The sequence below is a fragment of the Nonomuraea coxensis DSM 45129 genome, assembly GCF_019397265.1.
In the GTDB taxonomy this organism is placed as follows: domain Bacteria; phylum Actinomycetota; class Actinomycetes; order Streptosporangiales; family Streptosporangiaceae; genus Nonomuraea; species Nonomuraea coxensis.
Genome location: NZ_CP068985.1, coordinates 3,539,479 through 3,558,056 on the forward strand (window position 1 = coordinate 3,539,479; position 18,578 = coordinate 3,558,056).

Annotated in this window: 18 protein-coding genes; 8 read left to right on the forward strand and 10 right to left on the reverse strand. The window is 73.8% G+C overall.

From position 1 onward, the window contains the following. The first annotated feature begins 11 nt into the window (after window positions 1–11). The 3 genes from ureG to Nocox_RS16575 all read left to right on the forward strand — a co-directional run bounded on the left by ureG (window position 12) and on the right by Nocox_RS16575 (window position 3,614). Window positions 12–686 (forward strand): urease accessory protein UreG, encoded by a 675-nt coding sequence (gene ureG / locus Nocox_RS16565; RefSeq protein ID WP_051112807.1) that lies wholly within the window; start codon window positions 12–14, stop codon window positions 684–686. Beyond that, a complete protein-coding gene (locus Nocox_RS16570; RefSeq protein ID WP_020547875.1) occupies window positions 668–1,609 on the forward strand; it encodes an urease accessory protein UreD in 942 nt (313 codons plus the stop codon). The genes ureG and Nocox_RS16570 overlap by 19 nt, the downstream gene beginning before the upstream one ends. A gap of 91 nt (window positions 1,610–1,700) precedes the next feature. Continuing rightward, window positions 1,701–3,614: an APC family permease gene (locus Nocox_RS16575; protein WP_246649800.1), complete on the forward strand. Its 1,914-nt coding sequence runs from the start codon at window positions 1,701–1,703 to the stop codon at window positions 3,612–3,614. Between the two features lie 3 nt (window positions 3,615–3,617). Here the strand turns inward: Nocox_RS16575 and Nocox_RS16580 are convergent, their stop codons facing one another. From Nocox_RS16580 to Nocox_RS16595, 4 genes are all read right to left on the reverse strand, one after another. Beyond that, window positions 3,618–5,975, reverse strand: coding sequence for a glycoside hydrolase family 65 protein (locus Nocox_RS16580; RefSeq protein WP_020547873.1), 2,358 nt, complete (start codon window positions 5,973–5,975; stop codon window positions 3,618–3,620). Continuing rightward, entirely contained in the window at window positions 5,972–6,727 is a 756-nt protein-coding gene (locus Nocox_RS16585; protein ID WP_343224388.1) for a beta-phosphoglucomutase family hydrolase, read from the reverse strand. Before Nocox_RS16585 ends, Nocox_RS16580 begins: the two co-directional genes overlap by 4 nt. Window positions 6,728–6,781: 54 nt before the next feature. Next, a complete protein-coding gene (locus Nocox_RS16590; RefSeq protein ID WP_211212874.1) occupies window positions 6,782–8,410 on the reverse strand; it encodes a SulP family inorganic anion transporter in 1,629 nt (542 codons plus the stop codon). A 68-nt stretch (window positions 8,411–8,478) separates the two neighbouring features. After that, a complete protein-coding gene (locus Nocox_RS16595; RefSeq protein ID WP_020547870.1) occupies window positions 8,479–8,820 on the reverse strand; it encodes an ArsR/SmtB family transcription factor in 342 nt (113 codons plus the stop codon). A 358-nt stretch (window positions 8,821–9,178) separates the two neighbouring features. Here Nocox_RS16595 and Nocox_RS16600 point away from each other — a divergent pair, with 358 nt between their 5' ends. Next, the gene (locus Nocox_RS16600; RefSeq protein WP_033411587.1) at window positions 9,179–10,003 is read left to right on the forward strand and encodes a universal stress protein; all 825 of its coding nucleotides are present in this window, start codon (window positions 9,179–9,181) and stop codon (window positions 10,001–10,003) included. Window positions 10,004–10,097: 94 nt separating this feature from the next. Beyond that, window positions 10,098–10,934 carry a universal stress protein gene (locus Nocox_RS16605; protein ID WP_020547868.1) on the forward strand — a complete coding sequence of 279 codons (837 nt, stop codon included), beginning with the start codon at window positions 10,098–10,100 and terminating at the stop codon, window positions 10,932–10,934. Window positions 10,935–10,941: 7 nt separating this feature from the next. On the opposite strand, the gene Nocox_RS16610 is transcribed toward Nocox_RS16605, so the two are convergent. Further along, on the reverse strand, window positions 10,942–11,829 hold the full coding sequence (locus Nocox_RS16610) for an AraC family transcriptional regulator (RefSeq protein WP_020547867.1): 888 nt from the start codon (window positions 11,827–11,829) through the stop codon (window positions 10,942–10,944). A gap of 162 nt (window positions 11,830–11,991) precedes the next feature. Here Nocox_RS16610 and Nocox_RS16615 point away from each other — a divergent pair, with 162 nt between their 5' ends. Continuing rightward, window positions 11,992–12,309, forward strand: coding sequence for a putative quinol monooxygenase (locus Nocox_RS16615; protein WP_020547866.1), 318 nt, complete (start codon window positions 11,992–11,994; stop codon window positions 12,307–12,309). A gap of 37 nt (window positions 12,310–12,346) precedes the next feature. Continuing rightward, window positions 12,347–13,300, forward strand: coding sequence for an alpha/beta hydrolase (locus Nocox_RS16620; RefSeq protein ID WP_020547865.1), 954 nt, complete (start codon window positions 12,347–12,349; stop codon window positions 13,298–13,300). Window positions 13,301–13,449: 149 nt separating this feature from the next. Here Nocox_RS16620 and Nocox_RS16625 read toward each other — a convergent pair whose 3' ends face one another. From Nocox_RS16625 to Nocox_RS16645, 5 genes are all read right to left on the reverse strand, one after another. Further along, entirely contained in the window at window positions 13,450–15,177 is a 1,728-nt protein-coding gene (locus tag Nocox_RS16625) for a glycoside hydrolase family 2 protein (RefSeq protein WP_026215297.1), read from the reverse strand. Beyond that, window positions 15,174–16,463 carry an MFS transporter gene (locus Nocox_RS16630; RefSeq protein ID WP_026215296.1) on the reverse strand — a complete coding sequence of 430 codons (1,290 nt, stop codon included), beginning with the start codon at window positions 16,461–16,463 and terminating at the stop codon, window positions 15,174–15,176. The genes Nocox_RS16625 and Nocox_RS16630 overlap by 4 nt, the downstream gene beginning before the upstream one ends. Window positions 16,464–16,523: 60 nt before the next feature. Further along, window positions 16,524–17,036, reverse strand: a complete 513-nt coding sequence (locus Nocox_RS16635) for a hypothetical protein (RefSeq protein WP_020547862.1) — start codon at window positions 17,034–17,036, stop codon at window positions 16,524–16,526. An 84-nt stretch (window positions 17,037–17,120) separates the two neighbouring features. Continuing rightward, window positions 17,121–17,513 carry a hypothetical protein gene (locus Nocox_RS16640; RefSeq protein WP_157383537.1) on the reverse strand — a complete coding sequence of 131 codons (393 nt, stop codon included), beginning with the start codon at window positions 17,511–17,513 and terminating at the stop codon, window positions 17,121–17,123. A gap of 113 nt (window positions 17,514–17,626) precedes the next feature. Next, complete coding sequence (locus Nocox_RS16645; RefSeq protein ID WP_425517775.1) at window positions 17,627–17,719, reverse strand: YnfA family protein; 93 nt, start codon at window positions 17,717–17,719, stop codon at window positions 17,627–17,629. Between the two features lie 4 nt (window positions 17,720–17,723). Between Nocox_RS16645 and Nocox_RS16650 the strand changes: the two genes are divergently transcribed. Then, entirely contained in the window at window positions 17,724–18,521 is a 798-nt protein-coding gene (locus tag Nocox_RS16650; protein WP_020547859.1) for a Rossmann-fold NAD(P)-binding domain-containing protein, read from the forward strand. Window positions 18,522–18,578 lie beyond the last annotated feature (57 nt).

An 18,578-nucleotide genomic window follows, 5' to 3' on the forward strand; every position in this document is an offset into this window, starting at 1 on the left:
CGGGCACACCCATGCATCAACACCCGCATCCGCCCGTGGACACCGGCCTGACCACGGCGCTGGACCACGTCTTCAAGGTCGGCGTCGGCGGCCCGGTCGGCTCGGGCAAGACGGCGCTGATCGAGGCGCTCGTGCCGATCCTGCTGGAGCGCGGGCACGGCGTCGGCGTCATCACCAACGACATCTACACCCAGGAGGACGCCGACCACGTCAGGCGCACCCTGGACGGCGTGCTGGACCCGGCGCGGATCATGGGCGTGGAGACCGGCTCCTGCCCGCACACGGCGGTCCGCGACGACCCGTCCATGAACCTGGCCGCCGGCGCGGAGCTCGTGGAACGCTTCGTGGACATCGACACGCTGCTGTACGAGAGCGGCGGCGACAACCTCACGCTCACCTTCAGCCCGCTGCTGGCCGACGTCTACGTGTTCGTGCTGGACACCGGCGAGGGCGACAAGATGCCGCGCAAGCGCGGGCCGGGCATCACCGACTCCGACCTGCTGGTCATCAACAAGATCGACATCGCGCCGTACGTGCGGGCCGACCTGGAGGTGATGGCCCGGGACGCCGACCGGGTCCGCGAGGGCAGGCCGGTGATCCTCACCGACGCCCTGCGGGGCACGGGCCTGCCGGAGGTCGCGGACTTCATCACCAGCCGCAGGCGCGCATGCTCGCCGAGCGCCTAGACCGGCTCGCGGCCGGCCACTACACGATCCCCTCCGTCCCGGAGGAGGTGGCCAGGCACGCGCAGGCCCTGGACACCCTGCAGGTCGGCACCTCAGGCAAGGTGGGCGTGCTCGACCTGACCTTCGAGCGGCGGGGCGGGCGCACCGAGCTGACGGGCCACTACCAGAAGACGCCGCTGCAGATCATGCGGCCGCTCTACTACGACCCGGCCCGCCCCGACCTGCCGTACGTGATCGTCATGTCCGCCGGCGCCGGCGTGCTGCAGGGCGACCGCTACCGGCTGGACGTGACCTGCGGCGCGGACGCCGCCGTGCACGTGACCACCCAGACCGCCACCAAGGTCTACCGGATGGAACAGGACTACGGCACGCAGCTCGTCCACCTCACGGTCGGCCCCGGCGGCTACCTGGAGTACCTGCCGGATCCGCTGATCCCGTTCGCCGGCTCCCGCTACTACCAGCGCACGCACCTGACGTGCGATCCCGGCGGCTCGGCGATCCTCGCCGAGACGATGCTGGCCGGCCGGCTGGCCCGGGGTGAGCGGCACGCCTACACCGCCTGCTGCACCGACCTGGCCGTGCACCGCCCCGGCGGCACGCTGGTGTGCGCCGACCCGCTCAGGCTCGTCCCCGGGCGCGCCCCCGTCACCGGCCCGGCCATGTTCGGCGATCACGGGGTGCTGTCCACCCTGTACGTCGTCACCCCGGCCGTCGAGGCGGGCGCCCTGGCCGACGCCCTGCACGAGGTGGTGGCGGGCAGCGGGCTGGCGGGCGGGGCGAGCACCCTGCCGGACGGGGCGGGCGCCTGGGTCCGGCTGCTGGGGCCGGAGTCCCCGCCCGTCCAGGCGACGCTGGACCGGCTGTGGGATCTCGCCCGGCGCCTGATCGTGGGACATCCCGCGCCCGACCGGCGCAAACCCTGAACGACCGCGGCTCCAGGGGAGCCGGACACGAGTGAGATCTCCGCGCGGGTGGGCCGCCGGACAGCCGATGGGGGACGACGGGGGGCACGCGGTGGCCGATCACGAACCGGATGCCGGCGAGCCCCCGGCAGCACACCCGCGCACGAGCCTGGCGGAGGACCGCGCCGTCGCCACCACGGGCGCCCTCCTGTCGACGAAGCGGGCGCCCAAGGTCCAGCTCCAGCACGGCGAGGGCGCCAAGAGCCACCTGACCAGCCTCCAGGGGCTGGTGGCGCTCTCCCTCGACGCGCTGAGCTCCGTCGCCTACGGCCCGGAGGCGATCGCCCTCGTCCTCGTCGCCGCGGGCAGCGCCGCGGTCGGCCACACGCTGCCGATCACGCTGGCCATCGCCGCGCTGCTCATCCTGCTGGTCACCTCCTACTGCCAGGTGATCGCCGCCTTCCCCGACGGCGGCGGCTCCTACGCGGTGGCCAAGCGGAGCTTCGGCCCGATGGTGAGCCTGCTGGCCGCCGCCGCGCTCGTCGTGGACTACGTGCTCACCGTCGCGGTGAGCCTCGCGGCGGGCGCCGCGAGCCTCGCCTCCGCCTTCCCCGTCCTCCGTCCCCACCTCCTGGCGACCTGCCTGGTGGCGCTGGCCGTGCTCACCGCGGTGAACCTGTACGGCATCGCCGACAGCGCCCGCGTGCTGGCCGTGCCGACCCTGCTGTTCATCGCGAGCATCCTCGGCATGGTCGTCGTCGGCCTGGCCCGCTCCCACCCTGTGGCGGTCGTCGGCACGGCCGAGCCCCTGCCCGCGCACGAGGCGCTCAGCGTGCTGCTGATCCTCAAGGCGTTCTCCTCGGGCTGCTCGGCGCTGACCGGCGTGGAGGCCATCGCGAACGGGGTGCCGATGTTCCGCCGGCCGCGGGTGCGCCGGGCCCAGCGGACCGAGCTGACGCTCGGCGTGCTGCTCGGGGCGATGCTGATCGGGACGGCGCTGCTCATCCGGCGCGACGAGGTCGTGCCGCGCTCGGGCGTCACCATTCTCGCCCAGCTCACCGCGGGCGCCTACGGCACGGGCTGGCTCTACCTCGCGGTCAACATCATCGTCACCCTCGCGCTCGGACTGGCCGCCAACACCAGCTTCGGCGGCCTGCCGGTGCTGATGGCGCTGCTGGCCAAGGACCACCGGCTCCCGCACCTGTTCACCCTGCGCTCCGAACGGCCCGTCCACCGTTACGGCGTCGTCGCGGTGGCCGTGCTCGCCGCGCTGCTCCTGATCACGCTGGACGCGCAGACGCACCGGCTGATCCCGCTGTTCGCGATCGGGGTGTTCACCGGCTTCACGATCAGCCAGCTCGGGCTCGTCCGCTACTGGAGGGGGGAACGCCCGCCGGGGTGGGCGCGCAGGGCGCTGCTGAACGGCACCGGCGCCGTCGCGACGACGGTGGCCACGCTGGTGCTGCTCGTCACGAAGTTCACCGAAGGGGCCTGGGCGGTGCTCGTGGCCGTGCCGCTGCTGATCCTGCTCTTCAGGAGCGTGGAGCGCTACTACGGCAGGGTCGCGGCCGCGCTCGGGCTCGGCCGGCCGCCGGCCGCGCCGCACCGCCCCGCGCCGGAGGACCGGCTGGTGATCGTCCCCCTCAGCCCGAGGTCCGCGATCAGCGTCCTGTCGGAACGGGCGCTCAGCGCGGCACTGGCCGTCGGCGGGGAGGTCGTCGCCGTCGTCGTCTCCAACACCTCCGACGAACTCGGCGACCTGCGCGCGAGGTGGGAGCGGTGGAACCCGCACGTCCAGCTGAAGATCCTCGACAGCCCCCGCCACGCGGTGGTCCGCCCCGTCGTCGAGTACGTGCGCCGCCACGAGGCGGACGGCCGGTGGATCGCCGTGGTGATCCCGCGGATCGAGCCGCCCCATCCCCGCTACCGGCTCCTGCACACCCAGCGCGATCTGCTCCTGGCCGCGTCCCTGCGTGACCACACGAGCGCGATGGTGTGCTTCGTGCCGTTCCGCTTCCAGGGCTGAGCGTCACCCGCGGGGCCGGCGCGGGCGGGGCTCGCGGCCGGGCGGCTGGTGAACCTCCCGCTCCGGCGCGGGCCGGGGCGGATTGGGCCGGGTGACCTCCTCCTGGCCCAGGTCGAACTCCTCGCCGTGGTGGGTCAGCGTGATCGGCGGCCCTTCCAGGAGCCGGTAGGCCGTCGTCTCCTCCGTGGCGCTGACGCTCATCAGGCTGCCGCGGTAACGCAGCCGGAAGGCGAGCCGGGTGATGCCGGAGGGCAGGGAGGGCGCGAAGCACATCCGCCCCCCGCCCGCGCGCATCCCGCCGAACCCGGCCACGAGCGCGATCCACGCCCCGGCCAGCGACGCCATGTGCACGCCGTCCACGGTGTTCTTCTCCAGGTCGGCGAGGTCCATCAGCGCCGCCTCCCCGAGATAGCGGTAGGCCAGCTCCAGATACCCCACCTCGGCGGCGATGACCGCCTGGGTGCAGGCGGACAGGGACGAGTCCCGCACCGTCAGAGCCTCGTAATAGGCGAAGTTCCCGGCCTTCTGCTCCGGCGTGAAGGCGTCCCCGCGCAGATGCATCGCGAGCACCACGTCCGCCTGCTTGACCACCTGCCGCCGGTAGAGGTCGAAGTAGGGGAAGTGCAGCAGCAGCGGATACCGGTCGGGACCCGTCGCCGCGAAGTCCCAGAGCGCGTGCTGCGTGAACCCCTCGCTCTGCGGATGCACCCCCAGCCGCTCGTCCCAGGGGACGGTCATCGCCTCCGCCGCATCCCGCCACCGGCGGATCTCCTCCTCCGTGACCTGAAGCCGCGCCGCCACGGCCGGATGGCGGGCCGCGGCCTCGGCCGCCTCACGCAGGTTCCGCTGGGCCAGCAGGTTCGTGTACACGTTGTTGTCGGTGACGGCGGTGTACTCGTCCGGTCCGGTCACGCCGTCGATGCGGTACCGCCCCGACGCGTCGTGGTGCCCCAGGGCGCACCACAGCCGGGCCGTCTCGACGAGCACGTGCAGGCCGGTGTCACGGTCGAACGCCGCGTCCTGGCAGGCGTCGACGTACTGGGCGACGGCGTGCGCGATGTCGGCGTTGACGTGGAAGGCCGCGGCTCCCGCCGGCCAGTAGCCGGAGCACTCCTCGCCGTGGATGGTCCGCCAGGGGAAGGCGGCCCCGCGCAGCCCCAGCTGCCTGGCGCGCGCCCGGGCCAGGGGAAGGATGGACCGCCGCCACGACAGCGCGTCCGCGACGGCTCTCGGATAGGTGTGGGTGAGCACGGGCAGCACGAAGATCTCGGTGTCCCAGAAGGCGTGACCGTCGTAGCCGGACCCGGTCAGGCCCTTGGCCGGTATGGGGCGCTCCTCCAGGCGCGCGGCGGACTGCAGCAGGTGGAACAGCCCGAAACGCACGGCCTGCTGCACCTCGGCGTCGCCCTCCACCTCCACGTCCGCGCCGTCCCAGAACGCGTCCAGGAAGCGCCGCTGGTCCGCGCGCAGGCCGTCCCAGCCGACCAGGCGGGCGGCCGCCAGCGCCGCGGCCACCTGGTCGTGCAGGGCGGGCCGCGACCGCTTGGCCGACCACCCGTAGGAGAAGAACTTGACCAGCCGCAGCTTCTGCCCAGGCGACAGCATCGTGGCCACGGTGACCCGGCTCACGTCGTCGCTGCCCTGCGCCTCGGTCACGGTGCCGTCCGGCCCGTCGATCTCGTGCCACATGCCCGCGGCGACCCGCAGCCCGCTGGCCCGGGTGCGGTGCACCATGATCGCCAGGTTGTCCCCGTCGACGACGCTGTCCTCCGCGACCAAGGGGGACCGCAGCGTCGCGGCGGCGCGCGGGTCACCGCCCGCCGACGTCTGGGTCTCGTTGGCGACCAGCTCCGACTGGACGACGAGGTGGGTCGGCCGGTCGACGGCCTCGACCTCGTACCGGATCGCGGCGACCGCGCGATGGGTGTACGACACCAGCCGCGTGGACCTGATCCGCACCGAGGTGCCGGTCGGCGACGTCCAGCGCGCCGTGCGCGTGAGGGTGCCCGCGCGCAGGTCCAGCACCCGCTCGTGCTGGTGCAACGTCCCGTAGCGCAGGTCGAAGGGCTCGTCGCCGACCAGCAGCCGGATCAGCTTGCCGTTGGTGACGTTCACCACCGTCTGCCCCGACTCCGGGTATCCGTAGCCCGCCTCCGCGTACGGCAGCGGCCTCAGCTCGTAGAACCCGTTGAGGAAGGTGCCCGGCGCCCCGTGCGGCTCGCCCTCGTCCAGGTTGCCGCGCAGGCCGATGTGCCCGTTGGACAGCGCGAACACCGACTCGGTCTGCGCCAGTACGTCCAGGTCCAGCCGGCGCTCCGTGAGCGTCCACGGCGCGACCTCGAACGCGGGGTGCCGGATCATCGTGCCTCCCGGGGCCGCGTCCCCTGCTCCAGGAGGTCGGCCAGGTCGGTGACCACGACGTCCGCGCCGTGCCGGCGCAGCGCCTCCGCCTGCCCCGCCCGGTCGACGCCGACGACGAAGCCGAACCCTCCCGCCCGGCCGGCCGCGACCCCCGCCAGGGCGTCCTCGAACACCGCCGCCTCCGACGGCTTCAGCGCCAGCGCCTCGGCCGCCGCGAGATACATGTCCGGGGCCGGCTTGCCCGCCAGCCCCCGCTCCCGGGCCACGACGCCGTCGATCCTGGCCTCGAACTCCGAGGCGAGCCCCGCGGCCGTCAGGACGTGCGCGGTGTTGGCGCTCGACGACACCACGGCCCTGCGCAGTCCCGCGTCCCGGACCGCGGCGAGGTAGCGGACGGAGCCGGGGAACACCTGCACGCCGTCCCTGTCGATGATCGCCTGGACGAGCTGGTTCTTCCTGTTGCTGAGCCCGTTGACGGTCATCGCGCCGGGCGGGTCGTCCGGTGTCCCCTCCGGGAGGCTGACGCCCCGCGCCCGCAGGAAGCTCCGCGCCCCGTCCACGCGCTTCTTGCCGTCGACGTAGCGGTCGTAGTCGGCCTTCGCGTCGAAGGGCACGAACGGCGTCCCCGACCGGTCGGCCCGCTTCCGCAGGAACTCGTCGAACATCGTCTTCCACGCGGCGGCGTGCACGGTGGCGGTGCGCGTCAGCACGCCGTCCATGTCGAACAGGCACCCGCGAATTCCCTCAGGCATCCCCAGCATTCGTCCCCCTAGGGAGGGAATACCCGCCTGACCTGCTGATACCCGTCAGCTGTCGGACCGGGCGGCGGGCAGGACGCCGTCCCGGTGGAGGCGGTGGCGGGCGGCGGCGATCGCCTCGGGGGTGGTGGCGAACACCTGCCCGGCCTCGTCGAGGCGCGAGATGACGCCGAGGGCGCGCAGCGGGCGGTGGTGGCCGTCGCGGATGCCGGAGACGTACACGGTGATGCCGCGGCGCTCCAGGCGGGAGATGGCGTCGCCGAGCACCAGCGCGCCGCTCGCGTCCACGGTGGTGACCCTGGACATCCGCAGGACGACCACCGAGACGTCGGCGACCTCGGACAGCTCCAGCAGGAAACGGTGCGCGGCGGCGAAGAACAGCGGCCCGTCCAGCCGGTAGGCGACGATGTGCTCGGCCAGCAGTGCGTGCTCCTCGGCGTCGTGGTCGCCGGGCAGGTCCGGGTGCAGCGGCATCGCGTCCAGCCGGACGTCGCGGGCGATGGCGCGCAGCGCCAGCGCGCCGGCCACGATCAGGCCGAGGATGACGGCGGCGACCAGGTCGAGGGCGAGGGTGGCGATCGCGGTCAGCGCGAGCACGAGCGCGTCGGACCTGGTGGAGCGGAGCATCGCGGCGACCGAGCCGACCTCGACCATCCGCACCGCCGTGGCCAGCAGCACCCCCGCCAGCGCCGCCAGCGGGATGCGCGCCACGAGGTCGGCGGCGGTGAACACGATCACCCCGAGAATCGCGGCGTGGGCGAGCGCGGCCAGCCGGGAGGAGGCGCCCGAGCGCACGTTGACGGCGGTGCGGGCGATCGCGCCCGTGGCCGGCACGCCGCCGAACAGCGGTGCCACCAGGTTGGCCAGCCCCTGGCCGAACAGCTCCCTGTCGGGGTCGTGCCGGTGGTTGACGCTCATGCCGTCGGCGACGGCGGCCGACAGCAGCGACTCCAGCGCGGCGAGCGCGGCCACCGCGACGGCGGGGGCGAGCAGCGAGCCCAGCGCGCTCACGTCGAGGAAGGACAGCGACGGGGCGGGCAGCCCGGAGGGCAGGGCGTCGATGCGCGTCACCGGCAGGGCGGCCAGCTCGGCGACGACGGTGGCGGCGACCACGGCCAGCAGCGAGAACGGCACGCCGGGCCGCAGGCGCGCCCCGCCCAGCATCACCGCCGCGACCGCGACGGCCATCGTGAGCGCCATCCAGTCGGGGTGGGCGGCGAAGGCGAGCACCGCCTGCCAGGCCACGGCCAGCACCTTGTCCCCTTCCGGGGTGGGCACGCCGAGCGCGGCCGGCACCTGCTGCAGGCCGATCACGCATGCGATGCCCAGGGTGAAGCCCTCCACCACCGGTGCGGGGACGAGCGCCATGTAGCGGCCCGCCCGCGCCAGGGCCAGCCCCATCAGCAGCAGCCCGGCCAGCACCCCCACCGTGAGCACGCCCGACGCGCCGTGCGCGTGCATGATCGGCACCAGCACGACCGTCATGGCCCCGGTCGGCCCGGACACCTGCAGCGCGGACCCGCCGAAGAGGGCGGCGAGGACACCGGCCACCACCGCGGTGGCCAGCCCGGCCTCGGCCCCGAGGCCGGAGGAGATGCCGAACCCCAGCGCCAGAGGCAGCGCCACGATCGCCACCGTCAGCCCGGCGAGCAGGTCGCGCCGCGGATGGCGGCCCATCGCGGCCAGGTCGGCGCGGGCGGGCAGGACGGAGCGCAGGCGGCCGAGGCCCGCCGTGAGCAGGGGATTCACCGGTGGTCGGCCTCTTCTTCGAGGAGCTCGTTGAGCAGCGCGTGCCGGCCGGAAAGCTTGGCGCTCAGCAGGGCGCGGGCCGCCCGCAGCAGCTCGGCGACGTCGCCGCCGGACAGCGCGTACACGACGGTCGAGCCGTCGCGGCGGGCGGTGACCAGCTCGGAGCGGCGCAGCACGGCCAGGTGCTGGGACAGCCCGGTCGCCTCGACCTCGATCGCGGCCAGCAGGTCGCGGACCGGCTTCGGCCCGTCCTGGAGCAGCTCCAGGACGCGGATGCGCACCGGATGGCCCAGCAGCCGGAACAGCTCGGCCTTGGCTTCGTACAGGGGCACCGACATCTTCCGCGTATCCTCTCCTCGCCGGCCGTTGTCATTCTGCACGCAATTGCGAAATTTCGCAATTCGGTAGGTTCGAAGGTGGGGGCGACTCGTCCTGGGCCGGGGACCTAAGTCCCGACAGGCCCGGTACTTGCGGCCCTACGGGGCCGCCTCCTCCGGCGGGAACCTGGACACAGACACCCGCTGAGGTTCCAGATAGATATCCCATCCTTCGACGGTCCCGGCCCACGGGAACGGTGGCGCCGACCGGCAGTCACGGCCGCCGAGCCCGGCTCGGCCGGGGCCGATATCCTCACCTCAGCGGGTGTCCTCGCCTGCCGGTCGAGCGCGGGGGAGAGGCACGGAGGAGGAGCGTGGCATGATTCTCGTGGGTGTGGACGGTTCCAAGGCCGGGCTGGAGGCCGCCGGATGGGCGGCGCGGGAGGCGGCCCTGCGTGACGTGCCGCTGACCGTCGCGCACGCCATCCCCCGGTGGGCGTGCGAGACCGAGAGCGGGCGCCTCTCCGAGGTGGCCGCCTGGATGCGGGAGGGCGGCAGGAGCGTCCTGCGGGCGGCCGAGGAGCAGGCCCGCAGGGAGCACGCCGCCATCGACCTGCGGACCACGTTCGTGCCCGGCGATCCGCGCGCCGCGCTGATCGAGGCGGCGGAGGACGCCGAGCTGCTGGTCGTGGGCAGTCACGGCCTTGGCGGCGTCCGCGGGATGCTCGTCGGATCGGTCGCCTACGGCGTCGCCGGGCGCGCCCCGTGCGACGTCGTCGTGGTGCGCGAGCCGGCCTCGCCGCCGAAGGGCGAGATCGTGGCGGGCGTGGACGGCTCGCCCGCGTCGTCCGGGGTGCTGGAGTTCGCCTTCGCCGAGGCGCGCACGCGCGGCCTGCGGCTGCGCGTCGTGCACGCCCAGGAATACCCGTGGTACGGGCTCGACCCCGCCGCCCGCGATCAGGACGACCTCCAGGTCGTGAAGCAGAAGCTCGCGGCCCAGCACCCCGACGTCTCCTTCGTCGAGGACGTCGTGCACGGCCATCCCGCCGAGGTGCTCCGCCAGGCGTCCTCCGGCGCCGACCTGCTGGTCGTGGGCTCCCGCGGGCACGGCGCGCTCGCCGGGATGGTCCTCGGCTCGGTCAGCCACGCGCTGCTGCACCACGCGCTCTGCCCGCTCGCCGTGGTCCGCACGCGCCCGCTGTGAGCCTGGACCCGGGAACCCGGGACCAAGGCCCCTGAGCGTGCCCGGCCTCGGCTCCGCTGGACCCGGGACCGAACCGGCGAGGGAGGAACGTGCGATGACCGGACAGATCGTCGTCGGCGTGGACGGATCCGCGGCCGCGGGAGCCGCCGTGGACTGGGCCGCCGCCGAGGCCAGGACCAGAAACCTGCGCCTGCGCGTCGTGCACGCCTGCGAGCGGGGGCGCCCGGAGCACGAGATGGGGTGCTGCGCGAGCACGCTCGCCTTCGCCGGCGACCGGGCCCGCGCCCTGGCCGGCGGACAGCCGGTGACCACGGAACTGCTGGCCGGCAACGTGGTCGACCGGCTCCTCGCGGAGGCGGCGACCGCCGACAGCCTGGTCCTGGGCAGCCGGGGCCTGGGGGAGCTCGCGGCCCTGCTGATCGGCTCGGTGAGCCTCGCCGTGGCCGGGCACGCCTCCGGGCCGGTCGTGGTCGTCCGCGGGCCCGGCGACGTCCGGCACGGCCGGGTGGTCGCCGGCTACGACGGCTCCGCGCACGCGGAGGCGGCCATGGAGTACGCCGTCGCGCACGCCAGGGCCCACCGCTCGCGGTTGCACGTCGTGCACGTCTGGCGCACCCCGGCGGTCTCCCCGTACGCGGTCGCCGGCGACGGCGTCATCATGGACCTCTACCAGGAGGACACCCGCGCGGTCGCGGACGGCGTGGACCGGTGGCGGGAGCGGAACCCCGACGTCGAGATCACCCACGAGGCGTGGATCGGGCACCCGGCGAGCGTGCTGGCCGAGGCGGCGGCGTCGGCCGACCTGGTCGTCGTGGGCTCGCGCGGGCTGGGCGGCCTCGCCTCCGCGATCATGGGCTCGGTCGGCCACGGCGTGCTGCACCACGTCACCTGCCCCGTCGCGGTGGTCCGCCCCCGCGCCGGGACTCCTTGACCGCGGCTCACCCCTCGCCCGCATGACGGAGGCGGGCGGCGTCGCGGCTGGGCGGGACGCCGTACCGGCGGCGGTACTCCCGGCTGAACTGGGAGGGGCTGTCGTAGCCGACGCGGTGGGCGACGGCGGTGATGTCGTGCGGGCGACCGGCGAGCAGGAGCCTGGCCTGCTGGAGACGGATGCGCTTCTGGAACTGGATGGGGCTCAGCGCGGTGACCGCCTGGAAGTGGCGGTAGAACGCCGACGGGCTCATGCCGGCCAGCCGGGCCAGCTCCTCGACGCGGAACGGCTCGGCGTAGTGGTCCTGGACCCAGCGGACGGCGCGGGCGACGTGGCCGAGGCTGCTGTCGGCCAGGCCGAGGCGGCGTACCGCCTCGCCCTGCTCCCCGGTGAGCAGCCGCCACAGGATCTCGCGTTTGACCAGCGGCGCCAGCACCGCCCGGTCGCGCGGCCTGTCGAGCAGGCGGAGCAGGCGGACCAGGGCGTCGAGGAGGTCGGCCGTCATGCCGGCGACGGCGATGCCCGGCAGCGCTCCCGCGCGGGCGGGCGGCAGGTCGCCGGGGGCGGCGCGCAGGAGGAGGTCGGCGACGGCGGACGGCTCCAGGACGAGCGCCAGCCCCAGCGCGGGCCGTTCCGGGCTGATCCCGACGAAGTGCCCGGTGACCGGCAGGTCCACGGAGGCCACCAGGTAGCTGCCGGGGTGGTACTCGTGGACGCGGTCGCCCACCGCGAGCCGTTTGGCGCCCTGGGCGAGGACGGCCAGCACCGTGCCGGACATCGCGGGCGACGGCGGGCCAGGCCGCTCGGCCCTCGCGATGTGCAGGCCGTCGATGACCGTGCCCTCGTCCGGCCGGACGTGCCGGGCCAGCGACGCACGCAGCTCGTCGAATCCCATGCCCGTGATTCCATCACGAACTGTGGAGGATCAGGCAAGAAGCGAGGAGCTTCGTTCTACCGTTCGCCGAGGTCAAGCGATGGAATGAGAGCACCTGATCGGCGGCGGCCCGCCGCCTGACAGGAGGAAGATGCATCACCCTCCGACGACCGAGGAGCTCTTGTGACGATCCGATACGGGTTCAACGCCACCCTGACCGCCAGGCCCGGCATGGGGGAGCGGCTGGCCGGCCTGCTGCTGACCGCCCTGGACGAGGACGGCCCCGCCGCGAGCGAGCACTGCCTGGTCTACCTCGTCTGCCGGTCGGCCTCCGACCCCGACGTCGTCCACGTCACCGAGGGCTGGACCGGCGAGGCGGAGCACCGCCAGGTCTTCGCCGGTCCCGCCGCCCAGGCCCTCGTCTCCCGGATCGAGGAGCTGCTCGCCGCGCAGGCCCCGTACACCGACTACGTGCCCGTCGGCGGCAAGGCCGCCTTCTGACCACCTCCTCTGCCTCTTCCTCGGAAGGAACCCCACCATGTCGTCCCTCTCCCGCCCCGCCCTCGACCCCGAGCTCGGCGCCCTGCTCACCGGCATGCCGCTCGTCCAGGAGATCACCCCGGGGATCCTCGCGCAGCTGCGCGCGATCCCCGCGCCGCCGGTCGAGCCCCTGCTGCGCGGCCGCGCCGTCGACCGGCGCGACGTCACCGTCCCAGGCGCCGGCGGCGCGCCGATCCCGCTCACGGTCCTCACCCCGGCCGGCGCCGCGCCAGGAGCGCCGTGCGTCTACTGGATGCACGGCGGCGGAATGATCATGGGGGACCGGTTCTCGCAGCTCGACATCCCCCTCGAATGGCTCGACCGGCTCGGCGCGGTCGTCGTCACCGTCGGCTACCGGCTCGCTCCCGAGGCCGGCGGCGCCATCCCCGTAGAGGACTGCTACGAGGGCCTGCGGTGGGTCGCCGGCCACGCCGCCGGCCTCGGCATCGACCCCGGCCGCGTCGTCGTCGCCGGAGCCAGCGCCGGCGGCGGGCTCGCCGCGGGCGTCACCCTCATGGCCCGCGACCGCGGCGCTCCCGCGATCGCCGCCCAGGTCCTCATCTGTCCCATGCTCGACCACCGCAACGCCACCACCTCCAGCCGCCAGTACGCCGGCGAGCCCGGCGTGTGGACCCGCGAGACCAACGCGTTCGCCTGGGACGCCGTTCTCGGCGGCCTCGACGGCGACGAGGTCCCCGCCCGCGTCTCGCCCGCCACGGCGGACGACCTGTCCGGGCTGCCTCCCGCGTACGTCGACGCGGGCTCCGCCGAGGTCTTCCGCGACGAGGACGTGGAGTACGCCACCCGCATCTGGGCCGCGGGCGGCCAGGCGGAGCTCCACGTGTGGGCGGGCGGCTTCCACGGCTTCGACGCGCTCTTCCCCGAGGCCGCGCTGTCCGCGGCCGCCCGGCGGGCCCGTACGGACTGGCTGGCCCGCACCCTCGGGCTGTAGGGCTACGGCCGGCAGGCGGCGGTGGCGAGGTCCCAGAGGCGGCCGGCGGCGTCCGGGTCCACGGACGCCGACGTGGAGGCCCCGCCTTCAAACGCCGCCTCGGCGTCTCACCCCGCGACTACCGCCGCCGCACCGGACCCGCCTGACCGTCACGGGGCCTGGCCGAGCGTGAGCCGCCGGTTGACCGCGCGGACCAGGTCCTCCGGCAGTTTGAGCACCTCCCGGTCGTAGGTGAGCAGGCCGTTCAGCTCGTCCTCGACGTCGGAGAGCTGGGTGTAGACGGTGGCGCTCAGGCCGCGCCGGATCGCCGGGACGATCTGCTCGGCGTGCAGCCGGGCGAACGCGGCCCCGAGCCGTTCGGGGGTGTCGTAGCGCCGGTAGCCGAAGTTGCGGTCGTTGAAGGTGTGGCCGTCGACCCGCAGGCCGTACCCGCCGTACTCCGACAGCACCAGCACCCGCCGGTCACGCCGGCGGCGCGGCGCGCGGAAACGACGGAAGTAGACGTGCAGGCTCCGCAGGTCGCCCGCGCCCTGGTCGTGCCATCCGCTGGCGTGGTCGACGGTCCTGGTCGGGTCGAGCGCGGCCAGCTCCCCGGCGACGCGGGCCGCGTCGAACTGCCCCCAGCCCTCGTTGAACGGCACCCAGACGGCGAGGCTCACCACGTTGCGCAGGTGCTCGACCGTCTCGCGCAGCTCGGCCAGGAACCGCTCCCTGTGCGGCCGGCCGAACCAGCGGTCGGTCAGGTGGAACGGGACGAACGCCGGAGCGGTGACGAGCAGCGGGTGGTAGCGGCCCCCGCCGTTGACCATGTCCTGCCAGACGAGCATGCCGAGCCGGTCGCAGTGGTAGTACCAGCGCAGCGGCTCGATCTTGATGTGCTTGCGCAGCATGGTGAAGCCGAGCCGCTTCATGGTGACGATGTCGTGGATCATGGCCTCGTCGGACGGCGGCGTGTACATGCCGTCGGACCAGTAGCCCTGGTCCAGCACCCCGGCGTGGAAGTAGGGGCGGCCGTTGAGCAGCAGCCGGGGCACCCCGCCGGCGTCCGTCCCCACCCCGAACGAGCGCATGCCCACGTAGCTCCGCACCCGGTCGGCGCCCAGCTCCACGGTGACGTCGTACAGGAAGGGGTCCTCCGGGCTCCACGGCCGGACGTCCGGGATCGGGACGCGCACCGGCCGCCCGGCGGGGGCGGTGGCGCGGGCGACGACGGACCCGGCGGCCAGGATCTCGACGCTCGCCTCGCCCTCGGCGGCGTGCACGGTCACCTCGACGCAGGACTCGGCCAGGTGCGGGGTGAGGGTGAGCCGCTCCACGTGCACGTCGGGCACCCGCTCGGCCCACACGGTCTGCCAGATGCCGGACTGCGGGGTGTACCAGATGCCGCCCCGTTCCAGTTTCTGCTTGCCGCGCGCGTGCGGGACGGTGTCGGTGTCGTCGCGCACCGCGACGGTCAGCACGTTCTCGCCGTCGCGCAGGGCGGCGGTGACGTCGCAGCTGAACGGCAGGTAGCCGCCGGTGTGCGCGCCCACCTCGACGCCGTTGAGCAGCACCCGGCAGGTCTGGTCCACGGCGCCGAAGTGCAGCAGCACCCGGCCGCCCGTGCCGAACCCGCCGGGAAGGACGAGGGCGCGCCGGTACCAGAGCGTCTGGCCGGGCATGAGCTGGCGGCCGACGCCCGACAACTCGGCCTCCGGCGAGAACGGCACGACGATCCGCCCGTCGTAGGCCGCGGGCTCCGCGTCGCCGCCGGTGATCGCGTAGTCCCACCGGCCGTTGAGGTTGAGGTAGCTGTCGCGGACGAGCTGCGGCCGCGGATACTCCGGCAGGACCTCGTCGGGGTCGAGGTCCCTGCCCCAGCGGGTGAGCATGCTCATGCGGCCTCTCTCTTGCGCAGTGCCAGGACGGGAAGGGTGATCAGCAGCAGCACCGCGGCGGCCGCCAGGAAGATCGCGGGCGTGGGCACTTGCCTGAGCACGCCCAGATCCTCGTAGTAGGCGTCCGCGCCGCGGATGACCAGCGCCCCCACGTACGGGCCGATCAGCATCGGGATCAGGATCGCGAACACCATCCGCAGCCCCTGCACGTGCCCGGCGTGCTCCGGCGGCGTGTGGTCGCGGACCAGCGCGCCGATCGTCGCGGCGACCAGCATGAACCCGGACATCATCACCAGGCCGGCCGCGATGACCGGGACCAGGCCGCGCGCCGGCCACATCGCCAGCAGCCCGGCGGCGTAGACGCCGAGGGCGGGCAGCAGGAAGCGCCTCTTGCCGACGCGGTCGATCAGCCGGCCGCAGCCGACGGTGACCACGGCCGCACCGGTCAGCACGACGCCGAGGACGAGCGCGTACGCCTCGATCTGCAGGTAACGCTGCACGTAGATGATCAGGTAGGGCAGGAAGATCTGCGTGGAGACGCCCCAGATCGCCAGCGCCGTCAGCAGCAGGTAGAGGACGGGGTTGGCGCGCATCGCGCTGGGGCGCAGACCGTGGAAGAGCGCGTCCAGCGCGCCGCCGCGCGCCCGGGGCAGGGCCGGCCGGTCCCGTACGAGGAACCACGCCACCACCCCGACCACGGTGATGACCGCCCCGACCAGCAGGAAGAACTCCCGCCACCGCCCGGCGCGGGTGAGCGGGTCGAGCGCGCCGAAGACGGCCAGCATCGACACCAGCGGCATGATCGCGAGCACGGACTCCACCCGGCCGCGGACGGCCGGCCACGTCACGTCGGTCACCCACGCCTGGAAGGCGGCGTCGTTCGCGCCGGAGCCCAGGAACGACATGACGCAGTCCAGCACGATGACCGTGATCATGGCGATCAGCACGGCGTTCGCGGCCGGCGCCAGGCTTCCCACGGTGTCCACGGTGACCAGCCCGAACGCCGCCGTGGCGAGACCCCACAGGACGTAGCCGGCGGCGATGAAGGCCCGCCGCCGGCCCGTGCGGTCGGACAGGGCGCCCACCAGCAACGTCGCCACCGTGGCGGTGAACGCGCTGGCGGCGACCATCGTGGCGATGGCGGTGGGGTCGTCGGTGATCGTGTCGTAGAGGAAGACGTTGAGGTACATGTTCTCGACGGTCCAGGCGAGCTGGCCGACGAAGCCGAGCACGATCATGGCCGTCCAGCGGCGGGGGCCCAGCCGGGCGGTGACTGGTGTGATCACGGGCGACAGCGTATAGCCGGCCGCCAGCGGACATGGGAGGGGAACCCGCCGCGGGGCCGGTCACGCTCCACGGTCGCGACCTCGCCGGACGCGGCGGCAGCCGGCCTCGGACCACGTCGCGGTGAGGTCCCTGCAGACGATGACGACGGAGCCGGTGTGGCAGGCGATCTCGTGCGCGCAGCCGTCCGGGTGCGGCAGTACCTCGTCCAGGACGACCTCGCCGAGCCGGGTCGCGAGCGGCATGTCGGACTCGCCGCGCAGGGCGTAGCCGGTCACGCCCGTGTAGTGGAGGGTCAGGTCCTCCTCGTGCTTCCAGCAGTTGTGCCGGAACCCGAGCCGCATCCAGCCGTCGCCGCCGCCGTCGCCGTCGTCCTCGCCGAACAGGATCCGGTCCAGCTTCAGGTCGTGGACGCACCGGGGGCTGGTGAAGTCGTAGTGGCCGGGCTCGCCGGCGTAGGCCGCGGCCCCTTCGGGCAGCGCCGCGCGGAGTTCGGGCAGCCGGTCGAGGTAAGGCTGCGGGTCGAGCACATCGCTGATGCCGCCGATCGTGGCGGAGAGGTTGACGTACCGCACGGGCCTGCCGATCTCGGGAGTATGGTCCGGCCTGGATTGTGGGTCGCCGGTGGCCCGCCTGGCAATCCGCCGGGTGGCCGCCCCCTAGGGAGGGCGGCCACCCGGCCGGTCGTTCCCCTCCCCGCCGGTCACCCGGACCGGGATGGTGCTGAGGTTGGTCACGACGTCGTCCCCGTCGCCCAGGGAGATCTGGATGTACTGGACGAGGCCGTCGCAGAGCACGCCGGTGCCGTACGCCGCGCAGTTGCGGCCCGGCTCGATCACGTCGCCCGAGTCCCTGATGACGACGTCGCCGCCGGGATCGGCGGCGTCCAGCGGCGTGATCGTGATGGTGTTGGCCTTGCCAGGGTCGGCGGACACGCTGATGTGACCCGACGGGTTCTCGACGTGGGTGTCCGCCTGCGCGGGAAGCGCCAGGGCCAGGTGCGCGCCTGCCGCGAGCACGGCCAGGGTCATGAGGGAGCTGCTGTTACGCATGTCACTGCGTACCTTTCCGGTAGTGGGAGGACCGGAACCATTACGCCGCGACGCGTGATCGGTTGACACGGACAAAGACGCCTTCGTCCAGTCATCTGCGGCACAGACCGCGTTCAGGAACGCGGCGCGTACATGATGACCAGGACGCCGGCCAGGCAGACCAGCGCTCCGGCCACGTCCCAGCGGTCGGGACGGAACCGGTCCACGACCATGCCCCAGGCCAGTGACCCGGCGACCCGCCGCGCCGTGGACCTGCTCGTCGGGGCCGACGGCGTGCACTCCCGGGTCCGCGAGCTGGTCTTCGGCCCCGAGGAACGCCACCTCCGCCCCCTCGGCCACCACGTCGCCGCCTGCATCCTCACCGACGCGGAGCTGAGCGCGCGGGTCGGGCCGCGCTACCGGATGCTGACCGTCCCCGGGCTGATGGCCGGCGCGTACGCGCTGCCTGAGGACCGGCTCGCGCTGCTCTTCCTGCGCCGCGAGCCCGACCCGGCCCTGCCCGCCGACCCCGTGGCGGCGCTGCGCCGCCACTACGGCGAGCTGGGCTGGATCCTGCCCGAGACGCTGCCCCGGCTGCCCGCCGACCTCTACTACGACCAGGTCACCCAGGTGGAGACCGGGTCCTGGAGCCGCGGCAGGGCCGTGCTGCTGGGCGACTCCTGCCAGGCGGTCTCGCTGTTCGCGGGACACGGCGCGTCCATGGCGGTGGCCGCCGCCTGGGTCCTGGCCGACGAGCTGGCCGCCGGCGATCTGCCCGCCGCGCTGGCCCGGTACGAGGAGCGCATGCGGCCGACGATCGCGGAGGTGCAGGCGTTCGGCCGCCGCTTCGTCGAGTGGATGGCGCCCTCCAGCCGCCGCCGGATCGCCGCCCGCGACTGGCTGCTGCGCCTGGCCGCCCTGCCGGGCGTCAACCGCCTGTTCCTCAACTCCCTCTCGCCCGGCGACCCCGGCCTGATCACCAGCAGGACCGGCCACCTCGCCTCCCGTGGGCAGCGCCACCCGGCCTGACTCCGGCCCCGTAGATCTTTGACCCGGATTTCACCGGGTATGGCGTGATTTGTGTTA

Bases quoted from the DNA above. Each gene is read 5' to 3' on its own strand.
- Nocox_RS16595 (WP_020547870.1), bottom strand. From the start codon at position 8,820: ATGTCGGTGCCCCTGTACGAAGCCAAGGCCGAGCTGTTCCGGCTGCTG.
- Nocox_RS16580 (WP_020547873.1), bottom strand. From the start codon at position 5,975: ATGATCCGGCACCCCGCGTTCGAGGTCGCGCCGTGGACGCTCACGGAG.
- Nocox_RS16605 (WP_020547868.1), top strand. From the start codon at position 10,098: ATGACCGGACAGATCGTCGTCGGCGTGGACGGATCCGCGGCCGCGGGA.
- Nocox_RS16610 (WP_020547867.1), bottom strand. From the start codon at position 11,829: ATGGGATTCGACGAGCTGCGTGCGTCGCTGGCCCGGCACGTCCGGCCG.
- Nocox_RS16625 (WP_026215297.1), bottom strand. From the start codon at position 15,177: ATGAGCATGCTCACCCGCTGGGGCAGGGACCTCGACCCCGACGAGGTC.
- Nocox_RS16640 (WP_157383537.1), bottom strand. From the start codon at position 17,513: ATGCGTAACAGCAGCTCCCTCATGACCCTGGCCGTGCTCGCGGCAGGC.
- Nocox_RS16590 (WP_211212874.1), bottom strand. From the start codon at position 8,410: ATGGGCCGCCATCCGCGGCGCGACCTGCTCGCCGGGCTGACGGTGGCG.
- Nocox_RS16585 (WP_343224388.1), bottom strand. From the start codon at position 6,727: ATGCCTGAGGGAATTCGCGGGTGCCTGTTCGACATGGACGGCGTGCTG.
- Nocox_RS16570 (WP_020547875.1), top strand. From the start codon at position 668: ATGCTCGCCGAGCGCCTAGACCGGCTCGCGGCCGGCCACTACACGATC.
- Nocox_RS16620 (WP_020547865.1), top strand. From the start codon at position 12,347: ATGTCGTCCCTCTCCCGCCCCGCCCTCGACCCCGAGCTCGGCGCCCTG.
- ureG (WP_051112807.1), top strand. From the start codon at position 12: ATGCATCAACACCCGCATCCGCCCGTGGACACCGGCCTGACCACGGCG.
- Nocox_RS16600 (WP_033411587.1), top strand. From the start codon at position 9,179: ATGATTCTCGTGGGTGTGGACGGTTCCAAGGCCGGGCTGGAGGCCGCC.
- Nocox_RS16650 (WP_020547859.1), top strand. From the start codon at position 17,724: ATGCCCCAGGCCAGTGACCCGGCGACCCGCCGCGCCGTGGACCTGCTC.